This window comes from Pseudomonas sp. RC10 (assembly GCF_038397775.1).
GTDB classification, from domain to species: domain Bacteria; phylum Pseudomonadota; class Gammaproteobacteria; order Pseudomonadales; family Pseudomonadaceae; genus Aquipseudomonas; species Aquipseudomonas bambusae.
Genome location: NZ_CP151650.1, coordinates 1,572,575 through 1,587,681 on the forward strand (window position 1 = coordinate 1,572,575; position 15,107 = coordinate 1,587,681).

At 59.0% G+C, this 15,107-nt stretch carries 13 protein-coding genes; 6 read left to right on the forward strand and 7 right to left on the reverse strand.

All coding sequences use genetic code 11. The features are described 5' to 3' along the window. Positions 1–17: 17 nt before the first annotated feature. The 4 genes from AAEO81_RS07085 to AAEO81_RS07100 all read right to left on the reverse strand — a co-directional run bounded on the left by AAEO81_RS07085 (position 18) and on the right by AAEO81_RS07100 (position 6,054). Entirely contained in the window at positions 18–791 is a 774-nt protein-coding gene (locus AAEO81_RS07085) for a siderophore-interacting protein (protein ID WP_341962502.1), read from the reverse strand. After that, complete coding sequence (locus tag AAEO81_RS07090; RefSeq protein ID WP_341962504.1) at positions 788–1,381, reverse strand: PadR family transcriptional regulator; 594 nt, start codon at positions 1,379–1,381, stop codon at positions 788–790. The genes AAEO81_RS07085 and AAEO81_RS07090 overlap by 4 nt, the downstream gene beginning before the upstream one ends. Before the next feature lie 269 nt (positions 1,382–1,650). Next, the gene (locus tag AAEO81_RS07095; RefSeq protein WP_341962506.1) at positions 1,651–4,773 is read right to left on the reverse strand and encodes a transglycosylase domain-containing protein; all 3,123 of its coding nucleotides are present in this window, start codon (positions 4,771–4,773) and stop codon (positions 1,651–1,653) included. Between the two features lie 138 nt (positions 4,774–4,911). Next, entirely contained in the window at positions 4,912–6,054 is a 1,143-nt protein-coding gene (locus AAEO81_RS07100; RefSeq protein WP_341962508.1) for an OpgC domain-containing protein, read from the reverse strand. A 313-nt stretch (positions 6,055–6,367) separates the two neighbouring features. Between AAEO81_RS07100 and AAEO81_RS07105 the strand changes: the two genes are divergently transcribed. The 3 genes from AAEO81_RS07105 to AAEO81_RS07115 are packed head-to-tail and all read left to right on the forward strand — an operon-like array spanning position 6,368 to position 9,241. Then, a complete protein-coding gene (locus tag AAEO81_RS07105; RefSeq protein WP_341962510.1) occupies positions 6,368–6,739 on the forward strand; it encodes a GtrA family protein in 372 nt (123 codons plus the stop codon). Then, entirely contained in the window at positions 6,736–7,674 is a 939-nt protein-coding gene (locus AAEO81_RS07110) for a glycosyltransferase family 2 protein (RefSeq protein WP_341962512.1), read from the forward strand. Before AAEO81_RS07105 ends, AAEO81_RS07110 begins: the two co-directional genes overlap by 4 nt. Continuing rightward, positions 7,667–9,241 carry a glycosyltransferase family 39 protein gene (locus AAEO81_RS07115; RefSeq protein ID WP_341962514.1) on the forward strand — a complete coding sequence of 525 codons (1,575 nt, stop codon included), beginning with the start codon at positions 7,667–7,669 and terminating at the stop codon, positions 9,239–9,241. Before AAEO81_RS07110 ends, AAEO81_RS07115 begins: the two co-directional genes overlap by 8 nt. Positions 9,242–9,247: 6 nt before the next feature. On the opposite strand, the gene AAEO81_RS07120 is transcribed toward AAEO81_RS07115, so the two are convergent. Together AAEO81_RS07120 and AAEO81_RS07125 are read right to left on the reverse strand one after the other, a co-directional pair. Next, entirely contained in the window at positions 9,248–10,858 is a 1,611-nt protein-coding gene (locus tag AAEO81_RS07120; protein WP_341962516.1) for an FMN-binding glutamate synthase family protein, read from the reverse strand. A gap of 78 nt (positions 10,859–10,936) precedes the next feature. After that, the gene (locus AAEO81_RS07125; RefSeq protein ID WP_341962518.1) at positions 10,937–11,749 is read right to left on the reverse strand and encodes a LuxR C-terminal-related transcriptional regulator; all 813 of its coding nucleotides are present in this window, start codon (positions 11,747–11,749) and stop codon (positions 10,937–10,939) included. 134 nt (positions 11,750–11,883) lie between these two features. Between AAEO81_RS07125 and AAEO81_RS07130 the strand changes: the two genes are divergently transcribed. Then, positions 11,884–12,699: a carbon-nitrogen hydrolase family protein gene (locus AAEO81_RS07130; RefSeq protein ID WP_341962520.1), complete on the forward strand. Its 816-nt coding sequence runs from the start codon at positions 11,884–11,886 to the stop codon at positions 12,697–12,699. Positions 12,700–12,828: 129 nt separating this feature from the next. Continuing rightward, positions 12,829–14,154 carry an APC family permease gene (locus AAEO81_RS07135; RefSeq protein WP_341962522.1) on the forward strand — a complete coding sequence of 442 codons (1,326 nt, stop codon included), beginning with the start codon at positions 12,829–12,831 and terminating at the stop codon, positions 14,152–14,154. A 94-nt stretch (positions 14,155–14,248) separates the two neighbouring features. Here AAEO81_RS07135 and AAEO81_RS07140 read toward each other — a convergent pair whose 3' ends face one another. Then, positions 14,249–14,614 carry a hypothetical protein gene (locus AAEO81_RS07140; protein ID WP_341962524.1) on the reverse strand — a complete coding sequence of 122 codons (366 nt, stop codon included), beginning with the start codon at positions 14,612–14,614 and terminating at the stop codon, positions 14,249–14,251. Positions 14,615–14,814: 200 nt separating this feature from the next. Between AAEO81_RS07140 and AAEO81_RS07145 the strand changes: the two genes are divergently transcribed. Then, a complete protein-coding gene (locus tag AAEO81_RS07145) occupies positions 14,815–15,081 on the forward strand; it encodes a type B 50S ribosomal protein L31 (protein WP_341962526.1) in 267 nt (88 codons plus the stop codon). Positions 15,082–15,107 lie beyond the last annotated feature (26 nt).

A 15,107-nucleotide genomic window follows, 5' to 3' on the forward strand; every position in this document is an offset into this window, starting at 1 on the left:
CCACAAATGTGTGGTGCTTACTCTTCCTCTGAACCTGCAATACGCCAGTAACCCGCAGCTTTCACCGCCGCTTCATCGAGCTTGAACTCGTCGAGCAACACCCGGCGAACCTTGCGTGACAGCGTCGATTCCGTTGCGACCCAGGCGTATAGATCACCCTCGGGCAGGGTCAGTTGGCGCGTGACCTCAAGCAGGTCTTGCTCGCCCCGTACCAACCAAATCACCTCGACCTGCGCCTTGCTCACCAACGCCTGCCGCTCAGCCTCGTCTTCTATCTCGACCACCACCAGCGCTCGACGATTGCTCGCCAGTTCTTCAAGACGGCGGGCGATGGCGGGCAGGGCGGTTTCGTCGCCGATCAGCAGATAGCTGTCGAACATGTCCGGCACAATCATCGAACCCCGTGGACCCGCGATGTACAGAAACTGTCCCGCCTCAGCCTGCGCGGCCCAGGTCGCGGCAGGGCCATCGCCGTGCAGCACGAAATCGATGTCCAGCTCGCCCGTTTCTGCGTCGTAACGACGAGGCGTGTAATCGCGCATCGCAGGTCGCGGGCCGTCTGATGCACTTGGGCCGGGAACGAAGTTGTCCAGCGCCGCCTGTTCTTCCGGCGTCGTCGCGAACAGCAGTTTCACATGATCATCCGTGCCGAGGCTGATGAAACCGGTCAGTTCCGGGCCATGCAGGGTGACGCGGCGCATGCGGGGGGTGATGTCGCTGACGCGCAGCACTTGGAGTTTGCGGCGCTTGATTTCGTGGGTGACGCGATGGATCGATTGCGGTGCATTCATACGGATTTCTCCGAAGCAGTGTGGGGGCCATCGGCGACGGCTTTTGCGGTTTCGTTCAACAGGTCGCTCACGCGGATGATTTCTTCCGGGGTCCAGCGGCCGTGGTGCATTTGCAGGGCGTGACGCAGGTTGTGAACAGCCTCGTGAATTTCTGGCGGACGGTCGTGCCCACGCAGCGAACGTTTGCTGACCTGGATGCGCATCTTCACGCCGTCGAGGGCAACCGCCTGCTCGACCAGAAACTGCTGGCCGGCTTCGGTGATCCGGTAGCGCTTCTTGCCGCCTTGGGCGTCACCGATGACCCATTCGCTTTCTTCGAAAAAGGTCAGCGTCGGATAAATCACGCCCGGACTCGGGCTGTAGGCGCCATCGAACAGGCCTTCGATCTGGCGGATCAGGTCGTAACCGTGGCAGGGCTGATCGGCAATCAACGCCAACAGCAGCAATTTCAGATCGCCCGGGGCAAACACCCGAGGGCCGCGTCCGCCGCGTTCCCGGCCAGTGCGTTGTTCGAATCCATCGCGACCGTCGCCGTGTTCACCGAAGTGAGGGCGATGATGATGGGGATGGTGGTGTGAGTGGTCTCTCATCGTTTGTCGTCTCTCGTTACATGTTAGATATACCTTAAGATATATCTTAATGTGTCTGCAAGAGGGGTTAAGACGAACGGTTCTCATCTGAGAGGCGTGTGAGGAATGCGATCCTTGGAAGTGTGTCGCTGAAAGCGGGATTGTCTCTATGGGAGCGAATTCATTCGCGAATCGATTGTTCAGCCGTTGCATCTCCATCGGATGTACCGGCCAATCGCGAATGAATTCGCTCCCACAGGTTATCTCGTGCGTGCCGGGGGGGCTTGGTTTTAACGTGCGCTCGCCACCTGCGCCGCAGGCGGTGCCTTGCACTGGGTGTACGTTCCCGGTTCAAGGTAGCGGTTGAGAATCGGCGCCATACCCTTGAGCACCTGCACCGGCAAGGCGGAGGTGAATTTGAAGGCTTCGGCGGCGCGTCCCGGCACATAGGCCGTCAAGGTGCCGAAGTGGTTGTCGCCGATGTAGAACACAAACGTGGCCGTGCGATTGATCGCCTTCGACGCCAGAATCCGGCCGCCCGAACCAAAGCTTTCGATGCGGTTGTCACCCGTCCCGGTCTTGCCGCCCATGGCCAGTGCCGTGCCATTCTCAGTCTTGAAGCTGCCCGACACGCGCCGTGCAGTCCCGGCATCCACCACCTGCGACAACGCCTCACGCATGGCCGTCGCCACCTCTGACGGCAACACGCGTTTGCCCAGTTCCGGGTTGTTGTTGAGAAGGGTTTCATAAGGCGTGTCGGCGGCGAAATGCAGGCTGTCGATGCGCAACACCGGCAGGCGAATGCCGTCGTTCTGAATGATGCCGATCAGCTCCGCCAGCGCGGCCGGACGATCCCCCGAGCTGCCAATCGCGGTGGCCAGCGACGGCACCAAATGGTCGAAGGGGTAGCCCAGCTTTTGCCAGCGCTGATGAATGTCGAGGAACGCTTCGATCTCCAGCATCGTCCGGATACGGCTGTCGCGGGCACTTTTGTGACGGCTCTTGAACAGCCAGCTGTACACCTCCTGGCGCTCGAACCGGCTGGCGGCGACCGCATCCTTGAACTTCGCGTCGGGGTTTTGCAGCAGGTAGCCCACAAGCCACAGATCCAGCGGGTGAACGCGGGCGATATAGCCCTGATCCGGCAGGTCGAACTTGCCCGGTCCGTAGGCGAAGTACAGTTCATCCAGCCGTTTCTCGGTGACGGGTGGCTGAGATTTATCCGCAACGGTGTGCGCGCGAACGAAGGCGTTGAACGCACTTTGACTGGCGTTCGGCAGCAGGTAGCGGTGCACGGCGGCCATGCGACTGGCCGAGGGGTGCACGCCGTCAAGGAAGGTATCGAGGCGGTCTTGCGTGGTTTTGTTTTTGTAGCGTTTCCAGAACCGCAGCAAAAAAGACGTGCCTTCGCGGTCGGCGAAGTCTGCCAGGTATTCCTGGCGGCGGGGGTCGCTGTCGTCCTTCATCAATACCGCGCTGTTGTTCGGCCCTTGATAAGTGACGTAGCGCACCACGTCCCGCATCAGTCGAATGAACGGCAGGTTGATCGACTCCCGCAACGCATCACGCAAGGTCGGGTTGCGCTCGTTGTCTTCGCGCCGAAAATTATTGAAGTGATGCATGCCGCCGCCCGTGAAGAAATTCTCGCCGGGGCTGGCCGAGTATTTGCGGTCAAGCGCGGCGGCGAGCATTTTCGACAGGTCGCGATCCGGATTCTGCATCAGATAATCCAAGGCCCAGCGGCTTAGTCGATCAGGTTCTTCGACCGGCACTTTCTTGAGCTCGGCGTTGCTCATGCCCGCGTACTTGTCGTGCAGTTCGGTGATGATTTGCAGATAGGTCGTCAACACCCGCATTTTCGCGGTTGACCCCAGCTCCAGCTTGCTGCCTTCGTTGATGTCGAACGGCTGATCGGTGCTGTCGGTCTGCACTCGCACCCGCGAGCCATCAAGGTCACGTTCGAACAGCGTGAAGCTGTAGCGCACGGCTCGCGTGCTGGCCGGGGTCAGCAGATGCTCACCGAGTAAGCCCAACTTTGCCGCGTATTCCGGGTTGGCAAGGTCACGCAAATATTGGCCGACGCTGGCTTGCAGGTCGTTTTGCAGGGTGCTCGTCGCTGACAGATCGAGGCGATCCAGATCGTACAGCGGACGGTTGAGCATGTTGGAAAGACGCGTGCGCGCCACGGTAATGCCCTTGTTGGTTTCGATGGGCTGCACGGTCGGCTGCTGCACCCAATCGCGATAGGTCACGGTGGCATTCAGCGCAGCGTCAGCGAGGGTCTGGTCGATCACTTTGTTCTGCGCCAGCAGACGGATATGGCTGTCGGTCAAGTCGGCCAATTCCTTGCGACCCTTGGCCAGATAATGCGAAGGCCTGCGTTGCGCGATCACCAAAGACAGCACTTCACGCAGGGCCAGGCCCTGCGCTGCGAGGGTCTTCGCGTCCTTGGCGGGAGACGCCAGCAGTGTGTTGGTGCGGTCAAAATCGGCGTCGTACCAGACGCGCAGTCCTTCCGCCATGCCATGCACTTCGCCATGCCCCGGAACAGCGGACAGCGGCACACTGTTGAGGTAGTCACGGACCACACGCTGGCGGGCTTCCAGCGTTTCCGAACCTGGCTGATAGGCGCGCACGCTGGCGGAGACCATCTGACGAATCTTTTCGCCGCCCGATTGGGTCAGGCCATCCGGCGAGTGGCGGTACTTTTCCAGTTGCGTGGCGAGCGTACTGCCCCCCGCCGACTGGCCTGGCAATCCGACCATCTTCGCCACTTGGGACACTGCGGCCTTGAGGAAGCGCGGCCAGTCCACGGCAGGGTTGGCGAGGGGCTGCCGAGGGTCGAGCAGGTCGCGGTTTTCGATGAACAGCAGGCTATTGACCACCACCGGTGGGATCGACGCGAAAGTCGGGTACAGCTGTTGGGGGTAGGTGAACTGATAAAGCGCGTCGCCTCGGCAGTCGGCGATGGTCAGGCCGGATTGGCTTTTTTCTTCGTAAGGCACGAAAAAGCCGCGTTTGGCGTAGGCGAGCAGATCAGGGGAAAATTGCGACTGTTCCGTGATGCGGTAATCGCGCTTGAGCAGTTTGGGCAGGAATTCGCCCAGCGATGAATAGCCCAGGCGTTTGTCGAACGGGCCGTCGCCGGGATAGAGAATCGCATCGCTGGCGCCAGGCTCGACTGTGTATTTGAGGTCGTGGGCCAACCGGGTGAACTCTCGCGCCTGAAGCCTCGAACTGCGCACTTCCGAAGCGACGGCAAATCCCAGGATCACCAATCCCGCCAGCACCAGAAGCAACAGCACTCGCCACACATGACGCCAGTGGCTCGGGCGTGTTGGTTCTGGAACGTTTCCCTGACTGTCAGCCGTGACTGCAGCTTTCTTCGCATCGGAATGCCACAAAGCGCCCATATCGCTGGCCCGGTTAAACCTGTTAATCGCACCTGACTACAAGCTTAGACGCTGGGCGGGGAGGGGGAAAAATTTGTGAGCAGAATGAATCCGCTCCCACAGAAATCGTCACCCTTGGCAAGCCGTGCGGCTACAAGGTCAAACCCCCGCGACTTGGGGCACTTTCGGGGTGCCGAGTCGCTTGTTCAGTTCGAGCCAATTGGACAATAGCAACATCAGGCCCAGACCGACCCATGCCGTGATCACGCGCATCTGCCAGACGTCACCCGCCAAGGCATTGACCCCGTCGGCCAATGGCGCGAGCAGCACGCCCAGGCAGAACACTTCGAGCGAGTAGCGGCCCATGCGGCAGGTTTGTTGGGCGGGCCAGTTGTTGAGCCAGGCCTGTGAGGACGGCAGCGCTTTCGCCACGACGTACACCAGCGCGACGAAGTGCAGCAAACGCAGGGGCGACAGGTCGGTTTTGCTGATCGGGTAGATCAGGTCGGTAAAGGCCTTGGGCAGCAGGGCGTCGTGAATCGCGGGAAATTTCCACAGAAAAGTGATGGTGCCAGCGATCAGCAGGTAAACCCCTGCGATCAGAAACAGCGGCTGGCGCCAGAGTGGGCGTGGTTGAAGGGCAGGGGGCGACGGCCGTTGCGTGTACATCGCAAACGCGCCGCCAAGGACGAAAATCAGTTGCCACGCCACGGGGTTGAAGTACCAGTAACCGCCGCCCTCGTAAGCGCGCAAGTTCCACCCGAACAGCGGCACCATCATGTACAGGGCAATCGACAGGCCAACCGCGACAGCTGCATTACGCAGCATGATCGGCAGCACCAGCGGCAACGTGCCCATCAGCAGGATATACAGCGGCAAGGGGTCGGTCAGGTTGGGTTTGAAGCGCAGCAGCAATTCGTCCGCCAAGGCCTGCTGAGGGTTGCTGACGAAATACTCAAGACCCATCTCGCGCACCATGTCACGGGTGTCGACATGGTTGTTGGCGACGAAGACGATCCCCATCAGCAGCGTCAGCAGAAAGATATGCGCCACGTACAACACCCACGTTCGGCGCAAGATGCGGATGCACGCGACCACGTAACCGTCACGCTGAGCGACTTTTCCGTAGGCCAGCACAGCGGCGTAACCCGCCAGAAAAACGAAGACCTCCGCCGCATCGCTGAAGCCGAAGTTGCGCAGGGTCAATTGCGCGAAGGGGTTTTCCGGTACGTGATCCCAAAAAATGAAGATCAGCGCCAGACCTCGAAAGAAGTCGATTCGATGGTCGCGTCCGTTCGTCATGACGGTGAGCTCTTTGAAAGTCTGTTTAAAGAAGAGGGCCATGCCTGGCCTTGGTTCCGCACCGCCAGTGGGGGCTGATCGGCGGCGCGCAGGGTGGCGCTTTCGGGCATGAAATGCAAAGGGCGGGTATTACAGAATGTTTACAGTAACAGGAGAGATCGCTGGACCAGAGCGGCCGATCAAGACCTCGCGTCCGACCATCGGTCATGCAGTGGGTTACGAGAGAAGCTTCACTTGAGAAAACGGAGGTTCATGACTCGCAGCCGGTGCGGGTCTGCAGTGGCCAGGACGGTATGGACACGGATTGTCGCTCATGACGACACTGCATCGAATCACCCGCTATTGCCTGGTAGGGTTAGTTAACAGTGCTGTTCACGCTCTGATCTTTTTGGCGTGCAACCTGCTGTGGGGGATGAACCAGACCAGCAGCAATCTGATCGGATTTCTTGCAGCGGTGTCGCTCTCCTTCTTGCTCAATGCCCAGTTTACTTTCGACAGTCATCGCTCTTGGCGACGTTACTGGCTGTATGGCGCGTTCATGGGGATGGTCAGTCTGAGTGTCGGCGCCCTGGGTGATGGGTTGGCGTGGTCGCCGCTGGTGACGCTCGTCGTGTTCTGCGCCGTGAGCCTGGTGCTGGGGTACACGTTCGCCCGGCATGTCGTGTTTCAGGACCGCATTCTGTGAACGTCTCGCTGGTGGTGCCGCTCTACAACGAGGAACGTTCCATCGGCCTGTTTTACCGGGCTGTCCGCGAGGATGTGCAACTGCGGCGTTGGACGGTCGAGATCGTGTTCATCGACGACGGCAGCCAGGATCAGACAGGCCGGATCGCGAAGCGCATTGTTCAGCGCGACCCTCTCGTCGTGCTGCTGACGTTGTCGCGCAACTTCGGCAAAGAGGCGGCGCTGTTCGCAGGCATCGAACACGCCACGGGCGACGCAGTGATTCCGGTAGACGTCGATCTTCAGGACCCGATCAGCGTCATCGCTCAACTGATCGAAGCGTGGGGTGACGGCGCGGAAGTGGTGCTCGCCAAACGTCGGCATCGCAGCATGGATAGCGTTTTCAAACGCTGCTCTGCGGCGCTGTTCTACAAAATCCTGCGTCGGATTTCAGCGACGCGAATCGATGAAAATGTAGGTGATTTCAGGCTGCTGGATCGCAAAGTCGTCGAGGTCATCAAAGGCATGCCTGAACAGCAAATGTTCATGAAAGGCCTATTGTCATGGGCCGGATTCGATACGGTTACAGTCGAATACGATCGCGCGCCAAGGGCGGCAGGCAGCAGCACATTCAATGTCTGGAAGCTGTGGAATCTGGCACTGGACGGCATCACGTCGTTTAGCACGGTGCCCTTGCGAGTGTGGACCTATGTGGGTGGCGTCATCTCACTGCTCACCTTGGCGTATTCGGTGTACCTGATCCTGAATTTCGCCCTCAATGGCAATCCAGTGCCTGGGTATTCCTCGCTGATGGTGTCGATCCTTTTTCTCGGCGGTGTACAACTGATCGGCATCGGCATCATGGGCGAGTACATCGGCAGGATTTACCTGGAGAGCAAGCATCGGCCGCGGTATGTGGTGAAGCAGATCATCAGGCATGAGGACGCAAATGGATGACGGCGTCGTGGTGAGACCTTCCTCCTCCGGCGACCTGCGCGACGCCTGCCTGTGGGGGTTGATTTTAGCTGCCGCTGCAGCAGTGCGCCTGTATCGGCTGGACGGGGCTGCGCTCTGGTATGACGAAGCGTTCAGCAGGGTGATGAGCACGCATTCGCTGGGCGAACTCTGGTCGATTTCAGTCTCGGACGTGCACCCCCCGCTTTACTATTTCGTGCTCAAGGGATGGATCGCGTTGTTGGGCGACGGCCTGATAGCCATGCGTGGCTTAAGCGCTTTCGCGAGTGTGCTGACGGTGGGCATGGGGATGTGGCTGACCCGTCTGGTAAGCACTCGTCGCGCTGCAGTTTTCGCCGGGATTCTGCTCGTCATGCTTCCCATCGCGGTCCGATACAGTCATGAAGTTCGCATGTATGCGCTGTTAGCCGTGTGGATGACGGGGGCGATGATCGCACTGGTGTACTGGATGAAAGCGCCGTCGCGGTACATGCCTCTGGTGGTTTACGCGCTATTGATTACGGCCGGGCTATACACCCATTACTTTGCGATTCTCGGCATACTGTCGCATTGGTTGTTCTTGCTGGCCATGCGCCCAATGCCCAATGAGACTGCCCCTCGACTCATTCTGCGGTCGGCGTGGTGGTTGGCCAATTTGACGATTGCATTGTTGTTTCTGCCCTGGCTTCCAGTGTTCGTTGCTCAACTCGGTCAGTCCAGCAATCTTGGCTGGATTCATCCCGTCACGCTGGCGGCAATCCCGTCGGCGCTCTGGCAGTACCTGACGCTGGTGAATGGCGCGCAGTGGCCTGCCCTGGTCCGCTGGGCACCGGTGCCGGTGCTGGCAGGTATCTGCGTCCTCTGTCTGCTGCGCGATATGCGGCCCGGACGCCTGAGTTTACTGTTGGTGATCTACCTGTGGGCGCCACTGCTGGTGATTTTCGTCGTGTCATGGCAGTTGCCCCTGTTCGTCGCCCGTTACTTTTTGTTCTCGGCGCTTGCACTGCCGATTATTTTGGGAATTGCGCTGGACGAAGTGGCCCGCAAACGGACGGGGCTGGCGGCGATCGGGTGCCTCATATTGATCGGCATTGAGGCATTCGGCATGCGCAACCTGTACGGGGAGTACGACACCACCAACGCCGACGGCCGTGAGACTCAAGAGCGTATCAACCTGATCGCCGAATGGATCGACCACCGCTACCAGCCGACTGATCAAGTCGTTGTCTTGAATTACTTCTGGTATCCAAGCCTCGTTTACTACAGCCGTCACGCCGGTAAACCGTTGCTGTATGCGCCTCGGGTACAGGGAAGCGGAGCGGAGTGCGTGGTGTATTGCCGGTTCAAGGCGCCTTACGCTTCCGGCCAGGACGATTTCTATCTCGAAAGCCTCAATCACCTTCCGGCAGGCACCGCCCGTGTCTGGCTGGTGGATGGTGCTGATGCCACCGATTTTCAGCTGACGCTTCCCTGTCAATGGCGATGGGCGGACACCCAGATCAGAGGCGATAACCGGCTGCGGCTCTACGACGTCGGGCAGGGTGGCTCAAGGCCCTGTCCGACGCCTTGAGCGGTTTTAGATCTCGTTCGCCTCGAAGCTGTCCGGCCTTGCCATGCGCCACATGCGGGAATAGAAGCTGTCGTCGACGATGCCGTTAAGCAGTTGGCCCGGTTTCAGGAACACGTGGGATTCCGAAAACAGTTTCACTTCCGTGGCGGACTGGCGGCGAACCAGGTGTCTGGCTTCCAGTTGCGACGGCGAGTCCAGCCCCGCAGCGGCGATCATCTCCGCCAAAGCGTGCAGGGTGCTGCGGTGGAAGTTGTAAACGCGCTGCGCCTTGTCGGGCACGACGAGGGCACGCTGGCGCAGCGGGTCTTGGGTCGCGACCCCGGTTGGGCACTTGTTGGTGTGGCAGCTCTGGGACTGAATGCAGCCGATGGCGAACATGAAGCCCCGCGCCGAGTTGGCCCAGTCAGCACCGATGGACAACACGCTGGCGATGTCGAACGCGCTGACGATCTTGCCGCTGGCGCCGAGCTTGATCTTGTCCCGCAGGTTCAGGCCCACCAGCGTGTTATGTACGAACAGCAGTCCTTCGCGCATCGGCACGCCCATGTGGTCGGTGAATTCCACCGGTGCCGCGCCTGTCCCGCCTTCCGTACCGTCGACGACGATGAAGTCAGGGAGGATGCCGGTTTCCAGCATCGCTTTGGCAATGCCCATGAATTCCCACGGATGGCCCAGGCAGAACTTGAATCCCACCGGTTTGCCGCCTGACAGCTCACGCAATTGAGCGATGAATTGCATCATCTCGAACGGGGTGGAAAACGCGCTGTGGCGCGACGGCGAGATGCAGTCTTCGCCCATGGGAATCCCACGAGTGTCGGCGATTTCTCGGGTGACCTTGTGTTTCGGCAAGATGCCGCCGTGGCCCGGTTTCGCGCCTTGGCTCATCTTGATTTCGATCATCCGTACCTGCGGGTCCTGTGCCTGTTTGGCGAACTTCTCGGGGTCGAAGCGGCCATCTTCCGTGCGGCAACCGAAATAGCCGCTGCCCAGCTCCCACGTCAGGTCGCCACCGTTTTCACGGTGATACGGGCTGATGCTGCCCTCGCCTGTGTCGTGGGCGAAGTTGCCCAGCTTGGCGCCTTTGTTCAGCGCGCGAATGGCGTTGGCGCTGAGCGAACCGAAGCTCATCGCGGAGATGTTGAAAATCGACGCCGAGTACGGCTGCGTGCATTGGGGCCCGCCCACTGTGACGCGGAACAGATTGGGGTCGGACAAGGGCGCGGGGCGCATGGAGTGGCTGATGAACTCGAAGCCCGGTTGGTACACGTCGATCAACGTACCGAAAGGCTTGTCGGCTGATTCATTCTTAGCGCGGGCGTAGACCAGCGAGCGTTGTGCGCGAGAAAAGGGCAGGGCGTCGCTGTCGGACTCCAGCAGGTACTGGCGAATTTCCGGGCGAATGGTTTCAACGGCATAGCGGATATTGCCCAGGATCGGGTAGTTGCGACGGACCGAGTGCGGCACCTGAATCAGGTCAAAAATACCGACCAGGCTGAGCAACGCGGTGACGAGGGTGAAGGGCCACAGCCATTCGTGATGCAGGAATGGGAGACTCAAAAGTGTAAACAGCACGCAGCCGACAAAAAAAGCGTAACGGCTTAGAAGGGACAGGCTCATAGGCGATCCTTTAGGTCTTTCCACGGTGATTGGGGTAGCGCTGTGCCGCGCCTTCGTTCGGCAAGACTTTGCTTTGCTTCAAGCGCTTTGGGCCTGAAGGAAAATCGAAAACAGCTCGGATTGCGATTTGATCCCCAGTTTGCTGTAGATATGTTTCTTGTGTACGCGCACGGTCTCGGCGGATATTTCCAATTTGCGCGCAATTTCCTTGCTGGAGCAGCCGCTGAGCATCAGGCGCCCCACATCCAGTTCCCGGGCCGTCAATTGCGCACCCCGGCTCTGTTGCACCGACGCTTCCAATTGCGTACGCCAGTCAGTGACCGGCAGCTGCGCGGCAGGTGGTTCGTGGTCCGACACCGGCTCTGTCAACTCCAAGGGCAGCCGCTGACGCAGCAGCGCAATGACCCACGGTTGAATCATCGACAGCAGGGCGATCTGTTCGGCGCTGAAGCGTTGCTTCGAACCGAGAGACAGGCAGAGGGTGCGGTCGCCATCGAGCTGGCAATTGAACTGGATCTCGTCGGCCACGACGTTCAAACGAAAATAGCGCTGGTAATACTCGGTCAATTCGAAGTGTTCAGGCGCCACCTCGGCCAGGCGAAACAGGCCGCTTTGCGAGCGCTCGCGACTGGCGATGTAGAAGGGGTCGAGCAGGTACAAACCCTTCAGGTAGTCCTGAAACAACTGGTCGGGGCTGCCGTCCTCGCCGGGGGATTCCGCAAAGACCAGAGGGCGTTGGCCAGCGCTGAATTGCAGCACGACCCAACTATCGAAACTGACGTATTGATCGAGCAGGCGCACCAGTTGCGCCCAGAAGTTCGGCCGGTCCAGCGCTTCGATCAACTGCGCGACCGAGCGATGCCAGGCGATGTCCTGAAGTGCGATGGTCATTGAACTACCCCTATTGGGTTACTACAGCTGCGTAATACCCCGTAACACATGCTGATGCGCATACTGCCCGCAGAGCCAATGATCAGGCCAGCATTTTTCGCCGGATCGGCAGCGTGACTCGATAAGGAGAACCCATGAAGGTCGAATTTGCCCAATTGTCGGGCCGGGACAGTGACACAGCCCACAACTTGCAACGTGCCCTTGCGGCGATCGACGCTTGCGATCCAGACACCCAACTGGTGGTGTTTCCAGAAACTTACCTGATGGGTTTTCCCACCGTGGAGACGGTGGCTGCCGTTGCCGAACCGGTGAGCGGTCCGACCGTGCAAGCGGTGCAGGATGCCGCTCGCGCCCGAAATATCGCGGTTGCCATTGGCTTCGCGGAAAACGATGAAGGCCGGTTCTACAACACCACCTTGCTGATCACGCCCGAGGGAATCGCGCTTCGCTACCGCAAGACCCACCTGTGGCCGTCGGAGCGAAACGTGTTCCTTCCGGGCGACCGTTACGCCACCTGTGAGTGGAACGGTGTGCGCGTAGGGCTGCTGATTTGCTACGACATCGAGTTCCCGGAAACAGCACGAGCTTTGGCCCAATTGGGCGTCGATCTCCTGATCGTCACCAACGGCAACATGGACCCTTACGGTCCTGTCCACCGCACCGCAATCATGGCGCGGGCGCAGGAGAATCAGACGCTGGCGATCATGGTCAACCGCGTAGAAGCGGGTACGGGCAGTCTGGTGTTCGCGGGTGGAAGTGCGTTGGTCAACCCCTTCGGCACGCTTCTGCATGAAGCCGGGCGTGAAGAATCCCAATTCAGTCTTGAACTCGACTTCAGCCAACTGCAGGCGGCGCGTCAGGACTATCGGTACCTGGATGATCAGCGCATACGCCTCCCTGGCGAAGTGATCGAGCATGCCAACGGTCTACGGGAGCTCTTGATCCCCTGAGGCCTGACTTCAATCGTCCGTCGCTCTCACTCCGAGGTGAGAGCGATGAGTGTCCACCGATAAAAATAACGTTTTTGTTCCGCCGAAGTTTTCTCTGCCATAAAACCAATAATCCCGGAGTAACAGCTCATGGCTCGTCTGCAACGCACTCTCTCATTGGGGGCGGTGGTGCTTTTTGGCATCGCCTACATGACCCCTACCGTCGTTCTGGCAACATTCGGCATTCTCGCCACATCAACCAACGGCATGGTGCCGGCCGCTTATCTGGCCGCATTGATTCCGATGTTTTTCACCGCCTTGAGCTATGGCCACATGGCCGCTGCGTATCCAGTGGCGGGATCAGCCTATAGCTACGTGCGAAAGGCCATCAGTCCCAAACTGGGCTTCCTCGCTGGCTGGGCCGTTCTGCTCGATTATCTCTTCCTTCCGATGGCGATTTGGCTCATCGGCGCCGCTTATCTGGGGTCTGCGTTTCCTTCAGTGCCTCAGGCCGTTTGGGTCCTTGCGTTCATTATCGTCACCAGCGTCATCAACATCGTTGGCTTGAAGTTGGCCAATAAAGTCAGCGCGTTGTTGATGCTCATCCAGATGCTGGTGTTGGTAGCGTTCGTGGTGCTGTGCATTCACTACATCGCCGGAGACGCGAGTACGCCTCTTTGGACATTGTCCCCATTTATCTCGGGCGATATGAAGTTGCCCCTGATCATGGGCGGATCGGCCATTGCCTGTTACTCCTTCCTGGGCTTCGACGCCGTGAGTACGCTCACCGAAGAAACCAAAGATCCGGTTCGCACCATTCCCCGGGCCATCATGCTCATCACGCTGATTGGTGGCTTGATCTTCATCGTCGTTTCTTACTTCGTACAACTGGCGCATCCCTCCATCGTGTTCGAAAACTCGGACTCAGCGGCCTACGAGATCGCGAAGAACATCGGCGGTGACCTCTTCGTCAGCTTCTTCATGATTGGCATGGTGGTTGGACAGTTCGCGTCGGGCCTGGCTGCTCAGGCGAGCGGATCGCGGTTGCTGTACGCGATGGGCCGGGACGGCGTGCTCTCGACTTCTTTCTTTGGCCGCGTCAGTGAGCGCTTCGGCACACCGGTCAACAGCATCGTATTGTGTGGCGTGGTGGCGCTGATGGCGCTGAAACTGGACGTAACGACATCCACTTCCTTCATCAACTTCGGCGCTTTTCTCGCTTTCACACTCGTCAACGTATCGGTGATCTTCCACTACTGGATCGGCGCCAAGAACCGCGGTTTACGTGAGTTCGTGCTGTTTTTGATTTTTCCACTCATCGGTGCGGCGGCGTGTCTGTGGCTGATGGTCAGCCTGGATAAGATGGCGCTTATCCTGGGCCTGAGCTGGCTGGCGCTGGGTTGTCTCTACCTGGCGTGGCTCACAGGCGGTTTCCGCCGCCAGCCGCCCGAGATGGACTTTCAGGAAGCGGCATGATTTAGGCAAGGCGCGCTGCAATGGCGCGCCTCGTTGCTTTCAATGTCTCCTCTGCGGGTTATAGGCGTGACTAACGGGATAAGCTCGAACGCGATTACTGAGGATCAGGCTGTGCCATACGATCCTGAATTTCGCTGATCATCGCGTAGATTTCTTCTCTCCCTTCTTCGGTGCAGCTGCGTATCTCTTGCAGGACTTCGTGCTCCTGAAGGGACAGCATGATGTAGTTCAGCCTGCAGACTTCTCTCGCGAACGCATCCCTTCCGTCCACCGGACGTGTTTCATCAGACGCGTCGTGAAGCGCTTCGACCAGTGGCTCCAGCTTGTCAGCCAGCACCTTGCTGTCGATCGGGCCATCGGCATCATGAATAAAGCGCTCCAGATAATTCAGCGCGCTTCGTGCATCGATCAGCCGCATGTGGCCGGGAAGGGACAGTTCATAGCGATCAATCATGGGCATTACACAACCTCCTGGTAACTCATCTATTCCATTCCCGAGGCAGTATCGGGGCGGTGCTTTTGACAGCGGCGCGAACCTTAGCGGCACTGGCGGCCTCAGCAAAGACGAAAGTTGTAACCGTTACAAAAAAGTTGCGATTGAACTTTTGGTAGTTGTTACTGTATAACGTATTACATGATTACTTACATTTGGAGAGCAGCATGAAGCCGAACATTCATCCCGAGTACCGTCAGGTCCTGTTCCACGACACCGCTGCCGACGTGTTTTTCCTGATCGGTTCCACGGTCGACACTGACCGCACGCAGAAGCACAGCGACGGCAACACTTACCCATATGTCGCTCTGGACGTGTCCAGCGCTTCGCACCCGATGTACACCGGGCAGACCCGTAAAACCACGACGGAAGGCCGTATCGCAGGCTTTAACAAGCGTTTCGGCACCATCAGTTCCAGCGCGAAAAAAGATTGATGACCGTAGTACCTCTCGTGCGTTGG

Bases quoted from the DNA above. Each gene is read 5' to 3' on its own strand.
- AAEO81_RS07085 (WP_341962502.1), bottom strand. From the start codon at position 791: ATGAATGCACCGCAATCGATCCATCGCGTCACCCACGAAATCAAGCGC.
- AAEO81_RS07090 (WP_341962504.1), bottom strand. From the start codon at position 1,381: ATGAGAGACCACTCACACCACCATCCCCATCATCATCGCCCTCACTTC.
- AAEO81_RS07095 (WP_341962506.1), bottom strand. From the start codon at position 4,773: ATGGGCGCTTTGTGGCATTCCGATGCGAAGAAAGCTGCAGTCACGGCT.
- AAEO81_RS07100 (WP_341962508.1), bottom strand. From the start codon at position 6,054: ATGACGAACGGACGCGACCATCGAATCGACTTCTTTCGAGGTCTGGCG.
- AAEO81_RS07105 (WP_341962510.1), top strand. From the start codon at position 6,368: ATGACGACACTGCATCGAATCACCCGCTATTGCCTGGTAGGGTTAGTT.
- AAEO81_RS07115 (WP_341962514.1), top strand. From the start codon at position 7,667: ATGGATGACGGCGTCGTGGTGAGACCTTCCTCCTCCGGCGACCTGCGC.
- AAEO81_RS07120 (WP_341962516.1), bottom strand. From the start codon at position 10,858: ATGAGCCTGTCCCTTCTAAGCCGTTACGCTTTTTTTGTCGGCTGCGTG.
- AAEO81_RS07125 (WP_341962518.1), bottom strand. From the start codon at position 11,749: ATGACCATCGCACTTCAGGACATCGCCTGGCATCGCTCGGTCGCGCAG.
- AAEO81_RS07130 (WP_341962520.1), top strand. From the start codon at position 11,884: ATGAAGGTCGAATTTGCCCAATTGTCGGGCCGGGACAGTGACACAGCC.
- AAEO81_RS07135 (WP_341962522.1), top strand. From the start codon at position 12,829: ATGGCTCGTCTGCAACGCACTCTCTCATTGGGGGCGGTGGTGCTTTTT.
- AAEO81_RS07140 (WP_341962524.1), bottom strand. From the start codon at position 14,614: ATGCCCATGATTGATCGCTATGAACTGTCCCTTCCCGGCCACATGCGG.
- AAEO81_RS07145 (WP_341962526.1), top strand. From the start codon at position 14,815: ATGAAGCCGAACATTCATCCCGAGTACCGTCAGGTCCTGTTCCACGAC.